General features: G+C 58.0%; 13 protein-coding genes and 1 tRNA gene. 5 read left to right on the forward strand and 9 right to left on the reverse strand.

All coding sequences use genetic code 11. The features are described 5' to 3' along the window. Positions 1-2: 2 nt before the first annotated feature. The 7 genes from CPH57_RS02605 to nagB all read right to left on the reverse strand — a co-directional run bounded on the left by CPH57_RS02605 (position 3) and on the right by nagB (position 7,905). Positions 3-79, reverse strand: a tRNA-Met gene (locus CPH57_RS02605). 218 nt (positions 80-297) lie between these two features. After that, on the reverse strand, positions 298-1,962 hold the full coding sequence (gene asnB, locus CPH57_RS02610; RefSeq protein ID WP_033642171.1) for an asparagine synthase B: 1,665 nt from the start codon (positions 1,960-1,962) through the stop codon (positions 298-300). Positions 1,963-2,245: 283 nt separating this feature from the next. Continuing rightward, positions 2,246-3,688 (reverse strand): glycosyl hydrolase family 18 protein, encoded by a 1,443-nt coding sequence (locus CPH57_RS02615; protein ID WP_096242005.1) that lies wholly within the window; start codon positions 3,686-3,688, stop codon positions 2,246-2,248. Positions 3,689-3,878: 190 nt separating this feature from the next. Further along, positions 3,879-4,631: an HAD-IIA family hydrolase gene (locus CPH57_RS02620; protein ID WP_004939957.1), complete on the reverse strand. Its 753-nt coding sequence runs from the start codon at positions 4,629-4,631 to the stop codon at positions 3,879-3,881. A gap of 67 nt (positions 4,632-4,698) precedes the next feature. Further along, positions 4,699-5,919, reverse strand: coding sequence for an N-acetylglucosamine repressor (locus CPH57_RS02625; RefSeq protein WP_019454064.1), 1,221 nt, complete (start codon positions 5,917-5,919; stop codon positions 4,699-4,701). Between the two features lie 27 nt (positions 5,920-5,946). Next, on the reverse strand, positions 5,947-7,086 hold the full coding sequence (nagA, locus tag CPH57_RS02630; RefSeq protein ID WP_033642173.1) for an N-acetylglucosamine-6-phosphate deacetylase: 1,140 nt from the start codon (positions 7,084-7,086) through the stop codon (positions 5,947-5,949). Positions 7,087-7,104: 18 nt separating this feature from the next. Continuing rightward, the gene (gene nagB, locus CPH57_RS02635) at positions 7,105-7,905 is read right to left on the reverse strand and encodes a glucosamine-6-phosphate deaminase (protein ID WP_004939952.1); all 801 of its coding nucleotides are present in this window, start codon (positions 7,903-7,905) and stop codon (positions 7,105-7,107) included. A gap of 334 nt (positions 7,906-8,239) precedes the next feature. Between nagB and nagE the strand changes: the two genes are divergently transcribed. The 5 genes from nagE to CPH57_RS02660 all read left to right on the forward strand — a co-directional run bounded on the left by nagE (position 8,240) and on the right by CPH57_RS02660 (position 17,201). Then, complete coding sequence (gene nagE, locus CPH57_RS02640) at positions 8,240-10,273, forward strand: N-acetylglucosamine-specific PTS transporter subunit IIBC (protein ID WP_096242006.1); 2,034 nt, start codon at positions 8,240-8,242, stop codon at positions 10,271-10,273. A 240-nt stretch (positions 10,274-10,513) separates the two neighbouring features. After that, positions 10,514-12,178 carry a glutamine--tRNA ligase gene (gene glnS, locus CPH57_RS02645; protein WP_047572354.1) on the forward strand — a complete coding sequence of 555 codons (1,665 nt, stop codon included), beginning with the start codon at positions 10,514-10,516 and terminating at the stop codon, positions 12,176-12,178. Between the two features lie 576 nt (positions 12,179-12,754). Further along, complete coding sequence (locus CPH57_RS02650) at positions 12,755-14,158, forward strand: OprD family outer membrane porin (protein WP_033642176.1); 1,404 nt, start codon at positions 12,755-12,757, stop codon at positions 14,156-14,158. Between the two features lie 45 nt (positions 14,159-14,203). After that, positions 14,204-14,530 (forward strand): ChiQ/YbfN family lipoprotein, encoded by a 327-nt coding sequence (chiQ, locus tag CPH57_RS02655; protein ID WP_046686572.1) that lies wholly within the window; start codon positions 14,204-14,206, stop codon positions 14,528-14,530. 13 nt (positions 14,531-14,543) lie between these two features. Then, on the forward strand, positions 14,544-17,201 hold the full coding sequence (locus CPH57_RS02660) for a beta-N-acetylhexosaminidase (RefSeq protein WP_047572350.1): 2,658 nt from the start codon (positions 14,544-14,546) through the stop codon (positions 17,199-17,201). 249 nt (positions 17,202-17,450) lie between these two features. Here the strand turns inward: CPH57_RS02660 and fur are convergent, their stop codons facing one another. After that, positions 17,451-17,897, reverse strand: coding sequence for a ferric iron uptake transcriptional regulator (gene fur, locus CPH57_RS02665; protein ID WP_019454058.1), 447 nt, complete (start codon positions 17,895-17,897; stop codon positions 17,451-17,453). A gap of 329 nt (positions 17,898-18,226) precedes the next feature. Continuing rightward, on the reverse strand, positions 18,227-18,766 hold the full coding sequence (gene fldA, locus CPH57_RS02670) for a flavodoxin FldA (protein WP_004939938.1): 540 nt from the start codon (positions 18,764-18,766) through the stop codon (positions 18,227-18,229). Positions 18,767-18,828: the final 62 nt, after the last annotated feature.

An 18,828-nucleotide genomic window follows, 5' to 3' on the forward strand; every position in this document is an offset into this window, starting at 1 on the left:
GATGGTGGCTACGACGGGATTCGAACCTGTGACCCCATCATTATGAGTGATGTGCTCTAACCAGCTGAGCTACGTAGCCCTCTTTTTTTGCTTTGCCTTCATCGGCGTTGCGGGGCGCATTATGCGTATATGACCGATTTGCGTCAACAAGTTTTTTCCCGAAAAAGCGCCCGGAAGCGCCGTTTGTCTGGGTTGTGAACATTATGGCGATAAAATCGGCAATTCAGGCAGTTGGCGGGCGGAAAAGGCAACAAAAAGGCGGGCCAAAAGGCCCGCCCCGGGGAAAATGCCGCGCGATTATTTATAGGCGGCCTGGTGCACGCCGACGGCGCGGCCGGAAGGATCGTCCATCTTCTTGAACGATTCATCCCACTCGATGGCCTTGGCGGACGAGCAGGCGACGGATGGGCCGCCCGGCACGCATTCGGCGGCGCTCGGCAGCGGGAACAGCTCCTCGAAGATTTCGCGGTACAGGTAGCCTTCTTTTGAGGTCGGCGTGTTGTACGGGAAGCGGAAACGCGCGGTTTCGAGCTGTTGATCGCTAATTTGCTGCGCAGCCACTTCTTTTAGCGTGTCGATCCAGCTGTAGCCGACGCCGTCGGAGAACTGCTCTTTCTGGCGCCAGGCCACGCTGGCGGGCAAATAGGACTCGAAACATTCGCGAACGATGTGTTTTTCCATTTTGCCGTTGCCGCACATTTTATCTTTCGGGTTGATGCGCATTGCCACGTCGAGGAATTTCTTGTCCAGGAACGGCACGCGGGCTTCGACGCCCCAGGCGGACATCGCCTTGTTGGCGCGCGCGCAGTCGAACATGTGCAGCGCCAGCAGTTTGCGTACGGTCTCTTCGTGGAATTCGCGGGCGTCCGGCGCCTTATGGAAGTACAGGTAGCCGCCGAACACTTCGTCCGCGCCTTCGCCGGAAAGCACCATCTTGATGCCCATCGCCTTGATTTTGCGCGACATCAGGTACATCGGCGTCGACGCGCGGATGGTGGTGACGTCATAGGTTTCGATGTGGTAAATCACGTCGCGGATGGCGTCCAGCCCTTCCTGCACGGTGAAGTGGATCTCATGGTGCACGGTGCCCAGATGGTTGGCCACCTCCTGCGCGGCGCGCAGATCCGGCGAGCCTTCCAGCCCGACGGCGAAGGAGTGCAGCTGCGGCCACCAGGCTTCGCTGCGTTCCTGATCTTCCACGCGGCGCGCGGCGTACTTCTTGGTGATCGCCGAAATGACTGAAGAATCCAGCCCGCCCGAGAGCAGCACGCCGTAAGGCACGTCGGACATCAGGTGGCTTTTCACCGACTCTTCCAGCGCGGTGCGCAGGGCGGCGGCGTCGGTCACGTTGTCCTTGACGCTGTCGTAATCGAACCAGTCGCGGCGATAGTATTCGCGGATCTGGCCGTCCTGGCTCCACAGGTAGCTGCCGGCCGGGAATTCCTTGATGGTGCGGCACACCGGCACCAGCGCTTTCATTTCCGAGGCAACGTACAGGTTGCCGTGTTCGTCATGGCCCATATACAGCGGGATGATGCCCAGGTGATCGCGGCCGATCAGGTAGGCGTCTTTTTCGGTGTCATACAGGGCAAAGGCGAACATGCCTTGCAGATCGTCGAGGAACTCCGGGCCTTTCTCCTGATACAGCGCCAGGATCACTTCACAGTCGGAGCCGGTCTGGAAGGCATAGCGGTCGCTCAGCTGTTGGCGCAGCGCCTGATGGTTGTAAATTTCGCCGTTGACCGCCAGAACGTGGGTGTGCGCAGCGTTGTACAGCGGTTGAGCGCCGTTGTTGACGTCGACGATCGACAGGCGTTCGTGAGCCAGAATGGCTTTGTCGCTGGCGTAAACGCCGGACCAATCCGGGCCGCGGTGGCGCATCAGACGTGACAGCTCCAGCGCTTTCTTACGCAGTTCAACGGGATCGGACTTCAGATCGAGCACACCGAAAATAGAACACATACAACTCTCCTAACGGGCTTTTATGACTGTGATGTTGTTTTTACTGTTATGGGCAGCATTGCCGATTTATCAGCGATAACGCGGTTTTGCTGCGCTGTGGTTATGAAAATGCGCCAAAAGCTGCAGAGGATGCAAGCGTTTTAGCCATGCGCTGAGAAATAGTTGTTTGCGTGGCTGAGGTTTTTAACGGATTTTCAGTTATCGGCGTAAAAAATTGTCGATTATGCAATTTTTAGCGTGATGGCGGGATTGCCGGCCAGTTTGACCGGCAATCGATTAGCGATTAGGCGATGAGCTGCCAGAGGGTGAACGCGGCATCCGGCGTCCAGCCGGCATTGGAGGTGTGCGCCTGAATACAGGTGTATTTCTTGCCTTTATAACTCACGACGTCGCCGGCTTTGTAGCTGTGGTTGTTCTGCCACTCGGGCGCGCCCGGATCGGGCGGCGTACCGTCATTGGCGGTTTTGACCGCCAGCGCGCTGCTCGGCAGGGAGGTATTGCCCAGGGTGTCGGTCGCGGTAACGAAGTAGCTGTACTGGGTTGCCGGCGTCAGACCGCTGTCGGCCAGCGACAGACCGGCGGTTTGGCCGATCGGGGTGCCGTTGCGGTAGACGGTGTAGCTGGCGATCGGTGAGGCGCCGGTGGCGGCGGCCCAGCTCAGTTTCAGCGAGGTGGCGCCCAGCTCGGCGACCGTCAGCGCCGTCGGCGCATTAGGCTTTCCCGGCGGCGGGGTGACGCCGCCCTGAATCAGCGGCGCATAGCGGGTTTTGAACTCCCAATTGTAGGCGACGCCGGCTTTGCTCTTGCCGTTGTCCCAGTTGATTGACCAGGTCATCAGGCCCTTGATCGACAGGTTTTTGGCGTCGAGACGTGAGAAAGCGTTATACACCGCCTGTTTATCGATCACGTAGCCGGTGGCGGCGGCGTCGTTGTTGCTCGGCAGGCCGATGACGAATTTCGCCGCCGGGATCTTCGCATAGCCGCGGGTGCCGGTAACCAGGCTTTCCGTCAGGTAGTAGAGGAAGTCTTCCTTCTTGGTATCGTCGTTTTGGGTCAGCCAGGTTTTAATTTCTTCAACCCAAAGGCCATCGCCACCCTGGTTATAATATTGCGGCGCGATAAAGTCGTAATAGCCTTCGAGGGCGCTGATATAATCCAGGTAGGTGCCATTTTCACGTAAGTATGGGAATTCCGGCGCCATGCTGATAATAAAGTTTTTCCCCTGGGCGGCGTAATGGTCTTTTACTTTTTTCAGCGCCGCAGGCAAGACGGTTTTATTATTGGCGGCGCCGATCGCCGCCTGTTCCAGATCGATATCCAGTCCGTCGAAGCCATAGACTTCCACCAGGCGAATAATCTCGTCTTTCAGCTTGTCTTCGTCGCCGGTTTTCAGCTCGATATGCGCGTCTGCGCCGCCGAGGGAGATCAGCACCGCGCGGCCCTGGCTGTTCAGCACGCCCACCTGGCGGCGGAACTCGGCGTCGGACAGGTTGTAAGGCTTGAAGGTTGGGATGCCCTGGCCTTTCATAAAGGCGACGGCCACCACGTTGTACTCGGCGGGAATGTCGGTCAGGTTCATATTGGTGAACTGGCCTTGCTGATAGCCGTCACTGGCGCCGGCGGCCCAGTTGTGCCAGAAACCCATCAGGATCTTTTTATTGGCGATAGACGGCATAATGGCCGCGTCATCGGCGGCGACGGCATTAATAGTGTTATTTGTGCTCATGGTAGCCTCATTAATTAGGGGTAAGGGTTTTTCGCTCGCCGGCAATATCAGCTATTGGCGGGGCGTAACGTTATAATGAGGATTTTTAACGCAGGCAGGCTGAAACCTTTTACGGCCATGAACGAATTAAATTCAAACTGACGCTGAGGGAGAAGGAAATAATGGCGGCCGGGCGGCCGCCATGGCCGCATCAGAAGATGGTGATATCGGCGACGGAAGGGTAGACGTAGCTCGGGCGGAACGGCATGGTTTCGATGTCGCTCAGCGTGGAGACGCCGGACAGCACCAGCACGGTTTCCAGGCCGGCCTGGAAGCCCGCCAGAATGTCGGTGCGCAGGTTATCGCCGACGATCACCGTCTCTTCCGAGTGCGCCTGCATTTTGTTCAGTGCGGCGCGAATGATCCACGGGCTGGGCTTGCCGACGTAAAACGGCTTGCGGCCGGTGATCTTCTCAATGGGGGCGCACAGCGCGCCACAGGCCGGCGAGAAGCCGTGGCCGTGACTATCCGGGTTGGTGGCGATAAAGCGCGCGCCGTTGCTCACGAAGTAGGCGGCTTTATGCATCATGTCCCAGTTGTAAGAGCGGGTTTCTCCGACGATCACGAAGTCCGGGTTGATGTCGGTGATGGTGAAACCGGCTTTGTACAGCTCATGGATCAGGGCGCCTTCGCCGACCACATAGGCTTTTTTGCCTTCCTGACGGCGCAGGAAATCGGCGGTGGCCATCGCCGAGGTGTAGAACGCGCTCTCCGGCACTTCCAGCCCGGCGGCGGCGAAGCGGTTCGCCAGATCCTGTGCGGTCTGTGATGGGTAGTTGGTCAGCACCACCAGCGGCATGCCTTGTTCCTGGATGCGCGCCAGGAACAGGTCGGCGCCGGGAACCGGCGTATTGTCATGCAGCAGCACGCCGTCGATATCGCATATAACGTTTTTGATTTTCATTTGTCGCTGTTTCTCATGATTACGGCAGGCGAAGGGTGACGATAACACGCCTGCCAGAAGCGGCGGATCAGCTTTCCAGCAATCGCTGCAAGAGCACGCCGTTGAGCATCGCGCGTTTGGCCAGGGCGAAAGCGCCGATCGCCGAGCGATGATTGAGTTCGGAGGTCACCACCGGCAGATTTTTGCGGAAGTCCTTCAGCACCTGGGTATTGATGCAGCTCTGGATCGCCGGCAGCAGCACCTTGTCCGCTTCGGTGATCTCACCGGCGATCACCACCTTCTGCGGATTGAACAGGTTGATGGCGATGGCCACCGCTTTGCCCAGATAGCGGCCTACGTGTTCGATCACTTCGCTGGCCAGCAGATCGCCGCGGTTGGCGGCCTTGCAGATGGCGTTGATGCCGCAGTCTTCCAGCGTCAGTTTGCTCGGATAGCCCTGGCTCAGCAGCTGGCGCACGCGCTGTTCGATCGCGGCGTTGGCGGCCACGGTTTCCAGGCAGCCGAAGTTGCCGCAGTGGCAGCGTTCCCCCAGCGGATCGATCTGGATATGGCCGATCTCGCCGACGTTGCCGTTGTTGCCGAGAAAAATCTGCCCGTTGACGATGATGCCGGCGCCGGTGCCGCGGTGCAGGCGCACCAGAATCGAGTCTTCGCAGTCGCGGGTGGCGCCGAAGTAGTGCTCCGCCAGCGCCAGGCTGCGGATGTCGTGGCCGACGAAGCTGGTGACGTTAAAGCGCTGCTGCAGGTTGTCCACCAGCGCCCAATTGCTGACGCTGATGTGCGGCATGTAGCGCACCACGCCCAGCGCCGGATCCACCAGGCCGGGCAGGATCACCGCGATGGCGATCAGCTCGCGCAGGCGGCGCTGGTTAGCGTCGATGAATTGGGCGATGGCGGCGAACAGCGCATTCTCCAGCGTTTCTTGAGTGCGTTCCGGCAGCGGATAGTGTTCTTCGCTGAGCGACTTGCCGCTCATGTCATACAGGGTGATGGTGGCGTCGTGGCGGCCGAGACGCACCGCGACGGTATGGAAATGCCGGGTTTCCGACACGATGGAGATCGCGCGGCGACCACCGGTGGAGGCTTGCTGATCGACTTCTTTGATCAGTCCGCGCTCCAGCAGCTGGCGAGTAATTTTGGTGACGCTGGCGGGGGCGAGCTGGCTGAGTTCGGCAATCTGAATGCGCGAGATCGGGCCCTGCTGGTCGATCAGGCGGTAAACTGCCGCGCCGTTAAGTTGTTTGACTAAGTCAACGTTCCCTATTTGTGCTTGTCCGCCAGTGCTCATCAATAATTTTACTCGCTGTTCATTGAATTAAACCTCGTTACCGTTAACGAGCGTTTTGGTGATCTTGAAATCACGGGTGAAGGCGGTCAGGTTAGCCACCTTGCCGGCTTCGAGGGTGCCCAGACGGTGATCGACGCCGATGGCGCGCGCCGGATACAGCGTCGCCATGCGCAGCGCTTCGTCCAGCGCGATGCCGATATGCTCGACGCTGTTTCGCACCGCTTCGATCATGGTCAGCGCGGAACCGCTCAGGGTGCCGTTCTCATCCACGCACAGCCCATCCCGATAGTATATTGTTTTACCGGCGAAAATAAATTGGTCAATATCTGCACCCGCCGGCGCGGTGGCATCGGTGACCAAGACCAATTTATCACCTTTCAGGCGTTTGGCGTTACGGATACTCGCCCAGGCCACGTGATGGCCGTCGGCGATGATGCCGGTATAGACCTCCGGCGTATCGAAGATTGCCCCCATCAGCCCCGGTTCGCGGCCGGTGATATAAGGCATGGCGTTGTACAGGTGGGTGGCGAAGCTGATGCCGGCGGCGAAACCGGTGCGAGCCTGATCGTAGGTGGCGTTCGAGTGGCCGGCGGAGACCACGATGCCGGCCTCGGTCAGCTGCTTGATAAAGTGCGGCTCAACCATTTCCGGCGCCAGCGTCACCTTGGTGATCACGTCGGCGTTGGCGCACAGGTAATCGATCATTTCCTGGGTCGGCTTGCGAATGAACGCCGGATTGTGGGTGCCTTTTTTCACCGGGCTGAGGTATGGCCCTTCCAGGTGCAGGCCCAACGCCTGGTTTTGGTGCTTTTTCAGATAAGCGCGCATCACGTCGACGCTGTGCTTCATGAATTCGTCGCTGCTGGTGATCAGCGTCGGCAGATAGCTGGTGCAGCCGGATTTCTCGTTGGCGCGCTGCATGATCTCCAGCGTTTCTTCCGAGATCGCTTCCAGCGAATCGTTGAACTGTACGCCGCCGCAGCCGTTCAGCTGCACGTCGATAAGCCCGGGGGCCAGGATGGCGCCACCCAGGTCGCGCGTTTCGATGCCGGCGGGCAATTCAGCCGCCGGGCAGACTTTCTCGATCAGCCCATCAGCGATAATGACTGCATGGTCATCAAGTACGTCGTGGCCGGTATAGATTCGGCCGTGGGTTAAAGCGAACATCGTAGCCCCCTGCAAAGATTAAAGACTTTTAACGCTTTCCGCTTCTAACTCGCGGAAATATTTGACGGTTTTGACTTTCAGCTCCATGGTGGCCGGTTCGTCGCACACCACTACCGCTTTGGCGTGCAGCTGCAGACAGCTGATGGTCCACATGTGGTTGATATTGCCTTCCACTGCGGCTTCCAGCGCCTGCGCCTTGGCGTGGCCGGTGACCAGGATCATTACTTCTTCCGCGTCCAGCAGCGTGCCCACGCCGACGGTCAGCGCATATTTCGGCACCAGGCTGACGTCACCGCCGAAGAAGCGCGAGTTGGCGATGCGGGTGTCTTCGGTCAGCGTTTTGATGCGGGTGCGCGAAGCCAGGGACGAAGCCGGCTCGTTGAACGCGATATGGCCGTCGATGCCCACGCCGCCCATGAACAGGTTAATTTTGCCGTAAGACTTGATCTTCTCTTCGTACTGGCGGCACTCGGCGTCGACATCCGCGGCGTTGCCGTTCAGCAGGTTGATATTTTCGCGAGGGATATCAACGTGATCAAAGAAGTTGCGGTACATGAAGGTGTGATAGCTTTCCGGGTGTTCCTGCGGCAGGCCAACGTACTCGTCCATGTTGAAAGTCACAACATGCTTAAAGCTTACTTCACCTGCTTTGTGCATCGCAATCAGATGTTTGTAGGCTTCCAGCGGCGTGCCGCCGGTGGGCAGGCCGAGAACAAACGGGCGCTCTGCGGTTGGCTTGAATGCGTTGATGCGTTGAACGATATGACGCGCGGCCCATTTGCCGACTTGTGCGGTATCTTTCAGTGGGATAAGTCTCATCTAACACCTCTTGGGATAAGTAAACTAAAGCTATACTGTACGGGCCTGCGGGAGTCGTAAGCGTAACCCAGCTTTATGATTCTCGCGTGAATCGTCCGTCCGGTTGATTTTTTGAATGATAAAATAAGTTTTGTGTGATGGCCAGCAATCTGGGAGGTGAAGACTACTTTTTGGTGATATTTATCACAAAAAGGGAGGTTTTAATTTGCGATACAAAATAAATTTTTTACACTCGGCATGAGTGATACGTGCCAAGCGCTGTTTCTAAAAAGGTAGTGAGAGCTTCAAATAAACTACTAATAGGGTCCGTCCGCGGACAACATAGGGGGAAAAGGTGAACATTCTTAGTTATTTGCAAAAGGTGGGACGGGCGCTGATGGTGCCGGTCGCCACGCTGCCCGCCGCCGCCATCTTGATGGGCGTCGGGTACTGGATTGACCCTGTTGGTTGGGGCGGCGACAACGCGCTCGCCGCTTTCTTCATTAAATCCGGCTCCGCTATCATCGACAACATGTCGGTGCTGTTCGCTATCGGCGTGGCCTACGGCATGTCCAAAGACAAGGACGGCGCCGCCGCGTTGACCGGCTTCGTCGGCTTCCTGGTGCTGACCACCCTCTGTTCCCCGGCCGCCGTGTCGATGATTCAGAAGATCCCGCTCGATCAGGTGCCCGCCGCGTTCGGCAAGATCCAGAACCAGTTCGTCGGTATTCTGGTGGGCATCATCTCCGCCGAAGTGTACAACCGCTTCAGCGGCGTCGAGCTGCCCAAGGCGCTGTCGTTCTTCAGCGGCCGCCGTTTGGTGCCGATCCTCATTTCCTTCCTGATGATCCTGGTGGCTTTCATCCTGATGTACATTTGGCCGGTGATCTTCAACGGTCTGGTGAACTTCGGTGAACACATTCAGAAAATGGGCTCGGTCGGCGCGGGCATCTACGCCTTCTTCAACCGCCTGCTGATCCCGGTCGGCCTGCACCACGCGCTGAACTCGGTGTTCTGGTTCGACGTGGCCGGCATCAACGATATTCCGAACTTCCTTGGCGGCCAGCAGTCGATCGAAGCCGGTAAAGCGGTTGTCGGCATCACCGGCCGTTATCAGGCGGGCTTCTTCCCGATCATGATGTTCGGTCTGCCGGGGGCGGCGCTGGCCATTTACCACTGCGCGCGTCCTGAGAACAAAGCCAAAGTGGCGGGCATCATGCTGGCGGCCGCTTTCGCCGCCTTCTTTACCGGTATTACCGAACCGCTGGAATTCTCCTTCATGTTCGTGGCGCCGGTGCTGTACGTGATCCACGCCGTGCTGACCGGTATCTCGGTGTTCATCGCCGCCAGCATGCATTGGATCGCCGGTTTCGGCTTCAGCGCCGGCCTGGTGGATATGGTGCTGTCGTCTCGCAACCCGCTGGCGACCCACTGGTACATGCTGATCCCGCAAGGCCTTGTGTTCTTCGTCATCTACTACGTGGTGTTCCGCTTCACCATCAAAAAATTCAACCTGATGACCCCGGGCCGCGAGCTGGCGGTTGCCGGTGACGAAACCGACGGCTACGACGTCAACGTCGACAGCAACGCCGGTAAAGACGAGAACGAAACCACCACCCTGGCTCGTCGTTACGTCGGCGCGATCGGCGGTTCCGACAACCTGACCGGCATCGACGCCTGCATCACCCGCCTGCGTTTGAATGTGAAAGACTCCGCGCTGGTGAACGACGCATTGGCGAAACGCCTCGGCGCGTCGGGCGTTATCCGCCTGAACAAGCAGAGCGTGCAAGTGATCGTCGGCACCCGTGCCGAACTTATCGCCAGCGCAATGCGCAACGTGATTGCGGCCGGCCCGGTAGCGGCAGCGGCGGCCCCGGCGGCGCCTGCCGCGGAAGCCAAACCGCAGGCGGTGCCGAACGCGCCGAAAGCCGCGTTTGAAACGCTGCTGGCGCCGGTGACCGGCGAAGTGGTGGCGCTCGAACAGGTGCCGGACGAAGCTTTCGCCAGCAAGGCGGTAGGCGACGGCCTGGCGATTCGCCCGACCGACAAGATCGTGGTGGCGCCGGCTGACGGCACCGTGGTGAAAATCTTCAATACCAACCACGCATTCTGCCTGGAAACCGACAAGGGCGCCGAGATCGTGGTGCACATGGGGATCGACACCGTCGCGCTGGAAGGCCAGGGCTTCAAACGCCTGGTGGAAGAGGGCGCGGAAGTGAAAGCCGGTCAACCGATTCTGGAACTGGATCTGGATTACCTGAATGCCAATGCGCGTTCGATGATAAGCCCGGTGGTAGTCAGCAACGCTGACGAGTACGCCGGCCTGGCGGCGCTGGCCAGCGGCTCTGTGGTCGCCGGTCAGACCAAGCTGTATGAGATCCAGAAATAAGGCTGTTTTTACCTGAGTAGTGCCTGGGGCCGAGCACGCATCATGGCGGAGTTTGCCCCGACTTGGCGGGAAGAGAGCGATCTCTTCCCGCTTTTTTTATCCCGTTTCGCCCCACGGCGGTGCGCTGCGCGCCGATGGTGCAACGCGCCGCATTTTTCATGAAACAAACGGTTGTTTCCAGACGTGGCTTGTTGGATCATAGGCGGTTATGTGTAGCGCTTTGCATTGAGGAACAGTGAAATGAGTGAGGCTGAAGCCCGCCCAACCAATTTTATCCGTCAGATCGTCGATGAAGATCTGGCGTCGGGGAAACACACGTCGGTACATACCCGTTTCCCGCCGGAGCCTAACGGCTATCTGCATATCGGCCACGCCAAGTCCATCTGCCTGAACTTCGGCATCGCCAAGGACTATCAGGGCCAGTGCAACCTGCGTTTCGACGACACCAACCCGGTGAAAGAAGACATCGAGTTCGTCGAGTCTATCAAGCACGACGTGGAGTGGCTGGGCTTTGAGTGGAGCGGCAACGTTCGTTACTCCTCAGACTATTTCGATCAGCTGCACCAGTATGCGGTGGAGCTTATCAGCAAAGGGCTGGCCTACGTCGACGAACTGTCGCCGGAGCAGATCCGCGAATACCGCGGCACCCTGACTGCGCCGGGCAAAGACAGCCCGTACCGCGGTCGCAGCGTGGAAGAGAACCTGGCGCTGTTCGAGAAGATGCGCAACGGCGAGTTCGCCGAGGGCGCCGCCTGCCTGCGCGCCAAGATCGATATGGCTTCGCCGTTTATCGTGATGCGCGATCCGGTGCTGTACCGCATCAAGTTCGCCGAACACCACCAGACCGGCAATAAATGGTGCATCTACCCGATGTACGATTTCACCCACTGCATTTCCGATGCGCTGGAAGGGATCACCCATTCGCTGTGCACCCTGGAATTCCAGGATAACCGCCGTCTGTATGATTGGGTGCTGGATAACATCACCATTCCTTGCCACCCGCGCCAGTACGAGTTTTCGCGTCTCAACCTCGAATACGCCATCATGTCGAAGCGCAAGCTGCATCAGCTGGTGGCCGAGAAGATCGTCGAAGGTTGGGATGATCCGCGCATGCCGACCGTCTCCGGTCTGCGCCGCCGCGGTTATACTGCCGCCTCGATCCGCGAGTTCTGCCTGCGCATCGGCGTAACCAAGCAAGACAACAACGTCGAAATGGTGGCGCTGGAATCCTGCATCCGCGACGATCTGAACGAGAACGCGCCGCGCGCCATGGCGGTGCTGGATCCGGTGAAAATCGTCATCGAGAACATGGGCGATGCGGTGGAAATGGTCAGCATGCCTAACCACCCTAACAAGCCGGAAATGGGCCACCGCGATGTGCCGTTCAGCCGTGAGATCTATATCGATCGCGCCGACTTCCGCGAAGAAGCCAACAAGCAGTACAAGCGTCTGGTGTTGGGTAAGGAAGTGCGTCTGCGCAACGCGTACGTGATCAAGGCCGAGCGCGTCGAGAAAGATGAAGCCGGCGAGATCACCACCATCTTCTGCAGCTACGATGCGGAAACGCTGAGCAAAGATCCTGCCGACGGCCGCAAGGTGAAGGGCGTGATCCACTGGGTGTCTGCGGCGCACGCGCTGCCGGCGGAAATTCGCCTGTACGATCGCCTGTTCAGCGTGCCTAACCCGGGCGCGGCGGAGGACTTCCTCTCCACCATTAACCCGGAATCGCTGGTGATCAAGCACGGTTTCGTTGAGCCGAGTCTGGCGGCCGCACAGCCGGAGAAAGCCTATCAGTTCGAGCGTGAAGGCTACTTCTGCGCCGACAGCCATTACTCTTCGGCTGAGCACCTGGTGTTTAACCGCACCGTCGGTCTGCGTGACACCTGGGCGAAAATCGAAGGCTAATCTTAATCGCCTCGAAAATTAATGTATCAGCGCGGCTCAGGCCGCGCTTTTTTATGCCTGCTATTGAGTAAATCATCTATTCCCGCCACGTTTTTCCGGGCTGCGTTTAATTAACTGCGGTGCGTTAATCAATAAGTTTTCTTATATTGGGCTTAGTAGTCTTAATCTTTACTTATATATTCGTGATGCGAATTAATTTCATTTAGAGAGCGCTCTCAAATTTTATCTCCTGACTGACGGATTTAGTCAGGCTGAAACCATTAATCGTCTCTGGTTGACCTGGTATCCGTATTTATTCTGATTTAATTGAATTTTTTATTCGACACCTTCCATGAATGCCAGCGTAACAAATTATCACCGATATGTGCTCCTTGTCATACTTTGACAAATCTTCCGCATTTTTCATTTGATAATTCGCGTCGCGAAAAATAGTCTGTCTGTAGCAATTAGTGCTGTGGGAATAACATCTCGTCGGCAATATTTTTACCCGTTCGGGTTTTTTATTGGCAGTCGTGCAGGGCAGTGGTGAACACAGGCGGCTGCAACTTTTAAGTTAAGTCAAAGAGGAATTTCAATATGGGTACGCACGGTGCTCAGCGTAAAACGCTGGCGCTCGCAGTCGCGGGCGCGCTGTTGGGAACAGGGTTTGCCATGGCGCCTGAGGCGAAAGCCGCAGGGTTTATCGAGGATTCCACGCTGACCGGCGGCATTTATTACTGGCAACGTGAGCGTGACCGTAAAGATCTCAATCCGGACAGCAAGGATTACAATCAATACACCACCAACCTGTCCCACTCTACCGCCAACCTGAGCCTGGATTTCGCGTCGGGCTACGCCTGGGACATGTTCGGTCTGGATGTCGGCACTTTTACCGCCATCGAACTGGCTGAATCCAGCGCCAGCGGTCACCCGAACGAAATCGCGTTCTCCTCGAAGAACCGTACCTACGACGAAGACTACTCCGGTGATAAAGGGGGTATCAGCCTGTACAAAGCCGCCGCCAAATTCAAATACGGCCCGGTCTGGGCGCGCGCCGGCTATATTCAGCCGAGCGGCCAAACCCTGCTGGCGCCGCACTGGAGCTTTATGCCGGGCACTTATCAGGGGGCTGAAGCCGGCGCCAAGTTCGACTACGGCGATGCCGGCGCGTTGAGCTTCTCCTACATGTGGGCCGACAAATACAAAGCGCCGTGGCATATCGAGATGGACGACTTCCGCCAGAACGATAAGAAAACCCGTGTCTCCTACCTGCACTCGCTGGGCGCCAAGTACGATTTCAAAAACGATCTGGTGCTGGAAGCCGCTTACGGCCAGGCCCAGGGGTACGTGAATCAGTACTTCACCAAGGCGTCTTACAAATTCGATCTGCTGGGCAACCCGCTGACCACCAGTTACCAGTTCTATGGCGCGGAAGACCGCATCAGCAACAAGAACGATCCGAACAGCATTTATGACGGCCTGGCCTGGCTGCAGGCGTTGACCTTCGGTTACACCACCGGCCAGTTCAACTGGCGTCTGGAAGGCACCATGGTCAAGGCGGAAGGCAATCAGGGCTTCTTCCTGCAACGTATGACCCCGACCTACGCCTCGTCAAACGGTCGCCTGGACGTGTGGTGGGATAACCGCTCCGACTTTAACGCCAACGGCGAAAAAGCGGTGTATGCCGGCGTGATGTATGACCTCAGCAACTGGAACCTTCCGGGTATGGCGGTCGGCGGCTCTTACGTTTACGCGTGGGACGCCAAGCCGAGCACCAACCCGATCTACGATCAGAGCCAGCGCCTGAAAGAGAGCGCCTGGAGTCTGGACGCGATGTACACCATCCAGGAAGGGCGAGCCAAGGGCACGCTGCTCAAGCTGCATTACACCCAGTATGACAACCACACCAACATTCCGAGCTGGGGCGGCGGTTACGGCAACATCTTCCAGGACGAGAAAGACGTCAAGTTCATGGTCATCGCGCCATTCACCATCTTCTGATGCGTTCCCCGGCCTTGCCGCCGGGGCAGTTAAGGGAATTCAACGATGAAAAAAATCATGCTGATGTTGGCGGCCGCTGCGGCCCTGAGCGCCTGTGCGCAACCCGCCGCGCCGCCGGAAGACGCCAGGTTGAAACAGGCTTACAGCGCCTGCATCAATACCGCGGAAGGCTCGCCGGAGCGTCTGCAGCCGTGCAAGGCGGTGCTGAACGTGCTGAAACAAGAGAAACAGCACCAGCAGTTCGCCGCGCAGGAAACGGTACGGGTGATGGATTATCAGAACTGCATTATGGCGGTTCACAGCGGCAACGGTCAGGCTTACGACGCCAAGTGCGGCAAGCTGTGGCAAGAAATTCGCGATAACAATAATTAAGAAGGACGAGAAGATGAACGCATTCAAACTGAGCGCACTGGCCGCCTTGACGGCAACGATGGGATTCCTGGGCGGCATGGGGAGCGCCATGGCCGATCAACAGCTGGTGGATCAGCTGAGCCAACTGAAGCTGAACGTGAAAATGCTGGATAACCGCGCCGGGGAAAACGGCGTGGATTGCGCGGCGCTGGGCGCAGACTGGGCCTCATGCAACCGGGTGTTGTTCACCCTGAGCAACGACGGGCAGGCGATCGACGGCAAAGACTGGATCATTTATTTCCACAGCCCGCGCCAGACTCTGCGGGTAGACAACGATCAGTTCAAGATCGCTCACCTCACCGGCGATCTGTACAAGCTGGAGCCGACCGCCAAATTCAGCGGTTTCCCGGCCGGTAAGGCGGTGGAAATCCCGGTGGTCGCCGAATACTGGCAGCTGTTCAGAAACGACTTCCTGCCCCGCTGGTATGCCACTTCCGGCGACGCCAAGCCGAAAATGCTGGCGAATACCGACACCGAAAATCTGGATCAGTTTGTGGCGCCGTTTACCGGCGATCAGTGGAAGCGCACCAAGGACGACAAAAATATTCTGATGACGCCGGCTTCGCGTTTTGTCAGCAACGCCGATCTGCAGACGCTGCCCGCCGGCGCGCTGCGCGGCCAGATCGTGCCGACGCCGATGCAGGTGAAAGTGCACGCGCAGGACGCCGATCTGCGCAAAGGGGTATCGCCGGATCTGAGCACGTTGGTCAAGCCGGCGGCGGATGTCGTCAACCAGCGCTTCGCGCTGCTGGGCGTGCCGGTTCAGGCCAACGGTTACCCGATCAAGACCGACATCCAGCCGGGCAAGTTTAAAGGCGCGATGGCGGTGCCGGGCGCTTATGAGCTGAAGATCGGCAAGAAAGAGGCGCGGGTGATCGGCTTCGATCAGGCCGGGGTGTTCTACGGGTTGCAGTCTATCCTGTCGTTAGTGCCGACCGACGGCAGCGGCAAGATCGCCACGCTCGACGCCAGCGATGCGCCGCGCTTCCAGTATCGCGGTATTTTCCTCGACGTGGCGCGCAACTTCCATAAGAAGGATGCGGTGCTGCGCCTGCTGGATCAGATGGCGGCTTACAAGCTCAACAAATTCCACTTCCACCTGAGCGATGACGAAGGTTGGCGAATCGAAATTCCCGGCTTGCCTGAGTTGACGGAAGTCGGCGGCCAGCGCTGCCACGATCTGAGCGAAACCACCTGCCTGCTGCCGCAGTACGGCCAGGGGCCGGATGTCTACGGCGGTTTCTTCACTCGTCAGGACTACATCGACATCATCAAATACGCTCAGGCGCGCCAGATTGAGGTGATCCCGGAGATCGACATGCCGGCGCACGCCCGCGCGGCGGTGGTCTCGATGGAAGCGCGCTACAAGAAACTGCATGCCGCCGGCAAAGAGCAGGAGGCCAACGAGTTCCGCCTGGTGGATCCGACCGATACCTCCAATACCACCTCGGTGCAGTTCTTTAACCGTCAGAGTTACCTGAACCCGTGCCTGGATTCCTCCCAGCGCTTTGTCGACAAGGTGATTGGCGAGATTGCCCAGATGCATAAAGAAGCCGGCCAGCCGATTAAGACCTGGCACTTTGGCGGCGACGAAGCGAAAAACATCCGCCTGGGCGCCGGCTACACCGACAAGGCGAAACCGGAACCGGGTAAAGGCATCATTGACCAGAGCAATGAAGACAAGCCGTGGGCCAAGTCTCAGGTGTGCCAGGTGATGATCAAAGAGGGCAAAGTGGCCGACATGGAGCACCTGCCGAGCTACTTCGGCCAAGAGGTCAGCAAGCTGGTGAAGGCGCACGGCATCGACAGAATGCAGGCCTGGCAAGACGGCCTGAAAGACGCCGAGAGTTCGAAGGCGTTCGCCACCTCGCGCGTGGGGGTCAACTTCTGGGACACCCTGTACTGGGGCGGTTTCGACAGCGTCAACGACTGGGCCAACAAAGGGTATGAAGTGGTGGTCTCCAACCCGGACTACGTCTATATGGACTTCCCTTACGAGGTGAACCCGGACGAGCGCGGTTACTACTGGGGCACCCGCTTCAGCGACGAGCGCAAGGTGTTCAGCTTCGCGCCGGACAACATGCCGCAGAACGCGGAAACCTCGGTTGACCGAGACGGCAACCACTTCAACGCCAAGAGCGACAAGCCGTGGCCGGGGGCATATGGACTTTCCGCTCAGCTGTGGAGCGAAACCCAGCGCACCGACCCGCAGATGGAATACATGATCTTCCCACGCGCGCTGTCGGTGGCGGAGCGCGCCTGGCATCGCGCCGGTTGGGAGCAGGACTATCGCGCCGGCCGCGAATACAAAGGCGGGGAAACCCACTTTGTCGATACCAAGACGCTGGAGAAAGATTGGCTGCGCTTCGCCAATATTCTGGGCCAGCGTGAACTGGCCAAGCTGGACAAAGGCGGCGTGGCTTATCGTCTGCCGGTGCCGGGCGCTCGCGTGGCGGGCGGCAAGCTGGAGGCGAATATCGCGCTGCCGGGGTTGGGCATCGAGTACTCCACCGACGGCGGTAAGCAGTGGCAGCGCTATGATGCCAAGGCTAAACCTGCGGTTTCCGGCGAAGTACAGGTGCGCTCGGTCAGCCCGGACGGCAAACGCTACAGCCGCGCCGAGAAGGTCTAAGAAGGGCGGTGCGGCCCGCAGTTTTGGCGGCGGGCCGCATCATAACGAAGGGGGAATGCGTTCGCCCGCGCGTGTCGGCGCAGGGCGGACGTTGTAGTGAGAGTAGTACGTGGAGTCGCAGTGCCGCTGCAATTGTGGTATTTCATGACATGATTTTCCCCGGCTGGTCCGGGGATTTTTTTGTCTGCTGCATGGCGGGCATAAAAAAACCGCCTCAAGGTGAGGCGGTTTTTCATAGCCGGTCAGGGCTTATTTCTTGTCGTGCAGCGTTTCGTCTTCGCGACAGTCACCGGTTTCACAGTGGCCGTACAGGTACAGACTGTGGTTGGTGAGCTTGATGCCGTGCTGCTTGGCGATGTCACGCTGGCGCACTTCGATGGATTCGTCGCTGAATTCGATCACTTTGCCGCAATCCAGGCAAATCAGGTGATCGTGGTGATGCTGTTGGGTCAGCTCGAACACGGACTTGCCGCCTTCGAAATTGTGACGTGTCACAATGCCCGCATCGTCAAACTGGTTCAGTACGCGATAAACCGTCGCCAGCCCGATCTCTTCGCCCATATCAATCAGTTTTTTGTACAAATCTTCCGCACTGACGTGATGGCATTCCGGATTTTGCAGTACTTCCAGGATTTTGAGTCGCGGAAGCGTGACTTTTAAGCCGGCCTTCTTCAATGCGATGTTGTTGTCGGTCATGCGAATTCAGTCCTGTTACTATGCTAATCAAGTTGAGGCGTACTCGCCTGTGGCATCGGTCGGCACAAAGAGTTAATGCGTCTCATTATAGAACCGGTTGTACTAAATGGAAACCGCCGGTTGTTAACAAAGATATAATTGCACTATTGCATGTTTTGCATGCAACGCCTTGATGGATGGGATAAACCGATATCTCAGTCTACCGTGACGGGGTGGGAAGTTACAAATCTGTAGCTTCTATCGCAGCAATCCCTGCTGCCGATGACGGCCCTGTGGGCACACTATGCACTTTACAGGGCCTTTGTTCAACCTTTCGCCAGTGCCGGGGCTTAGCCGACGATATCGGCCAGGCTCAGCTCTTCGACGATTTGTTTGACCCAGGCGTCCACGCGCTCGTTGGTCAGCTCAGGCTGACGGTCTTCGTCGATCGCCAGACCGATGAAGTGGTTGTCGTCCGCCAGGCCTTTGGAGGCCTCGAAGTGGTAGCCTTTGGTCGGCCAGTGGCCCACGATGGCCGCGCCACGCGGTTCGATGATGTCGCGGATGGTGCCCATCGCGTCACAGAAGTATTCCGCGTAGTCTTCCTGGTCGCCGCAGCCGAACAGCGCCACCAGTTTGCCGTTGAAGTCGACTTCTTCCAGCGTCGGGAAGAAATCATCCCAGTCACACTGCGCTTCACCGTAGTACCAGGTCGGGATACCCAGCAGCAGGATATCGAACCCTTCCAGGTCTTCTTTGCTGCTTTTAGCGATGTCATGCACTTCAGAGACGTCGTCGCCAAACTGTTTCTGGAGAATTTTCTGGATCATTTTGGCAATGTTTTCGGTATTGCCAGTGTCGCTGCCAAAGAAAATGCCTACAGTAGCCATATCGCGTATAACCTTTAAATTCAAGTAATTGCATTACTCGATGCCAGCACTGCCGCCGCTGA

Origin of the sequence: Serratia sp. JKS000199 (genome assembly GCF_900215455.1) — a bacterium.
Taxonomy (GTDB): Bacteria; Pseudomonadota; Gammaproteobacteria; order Enterobacterales; family Enterobacteriaceae; genus Serratia; species Serratia ureilytica.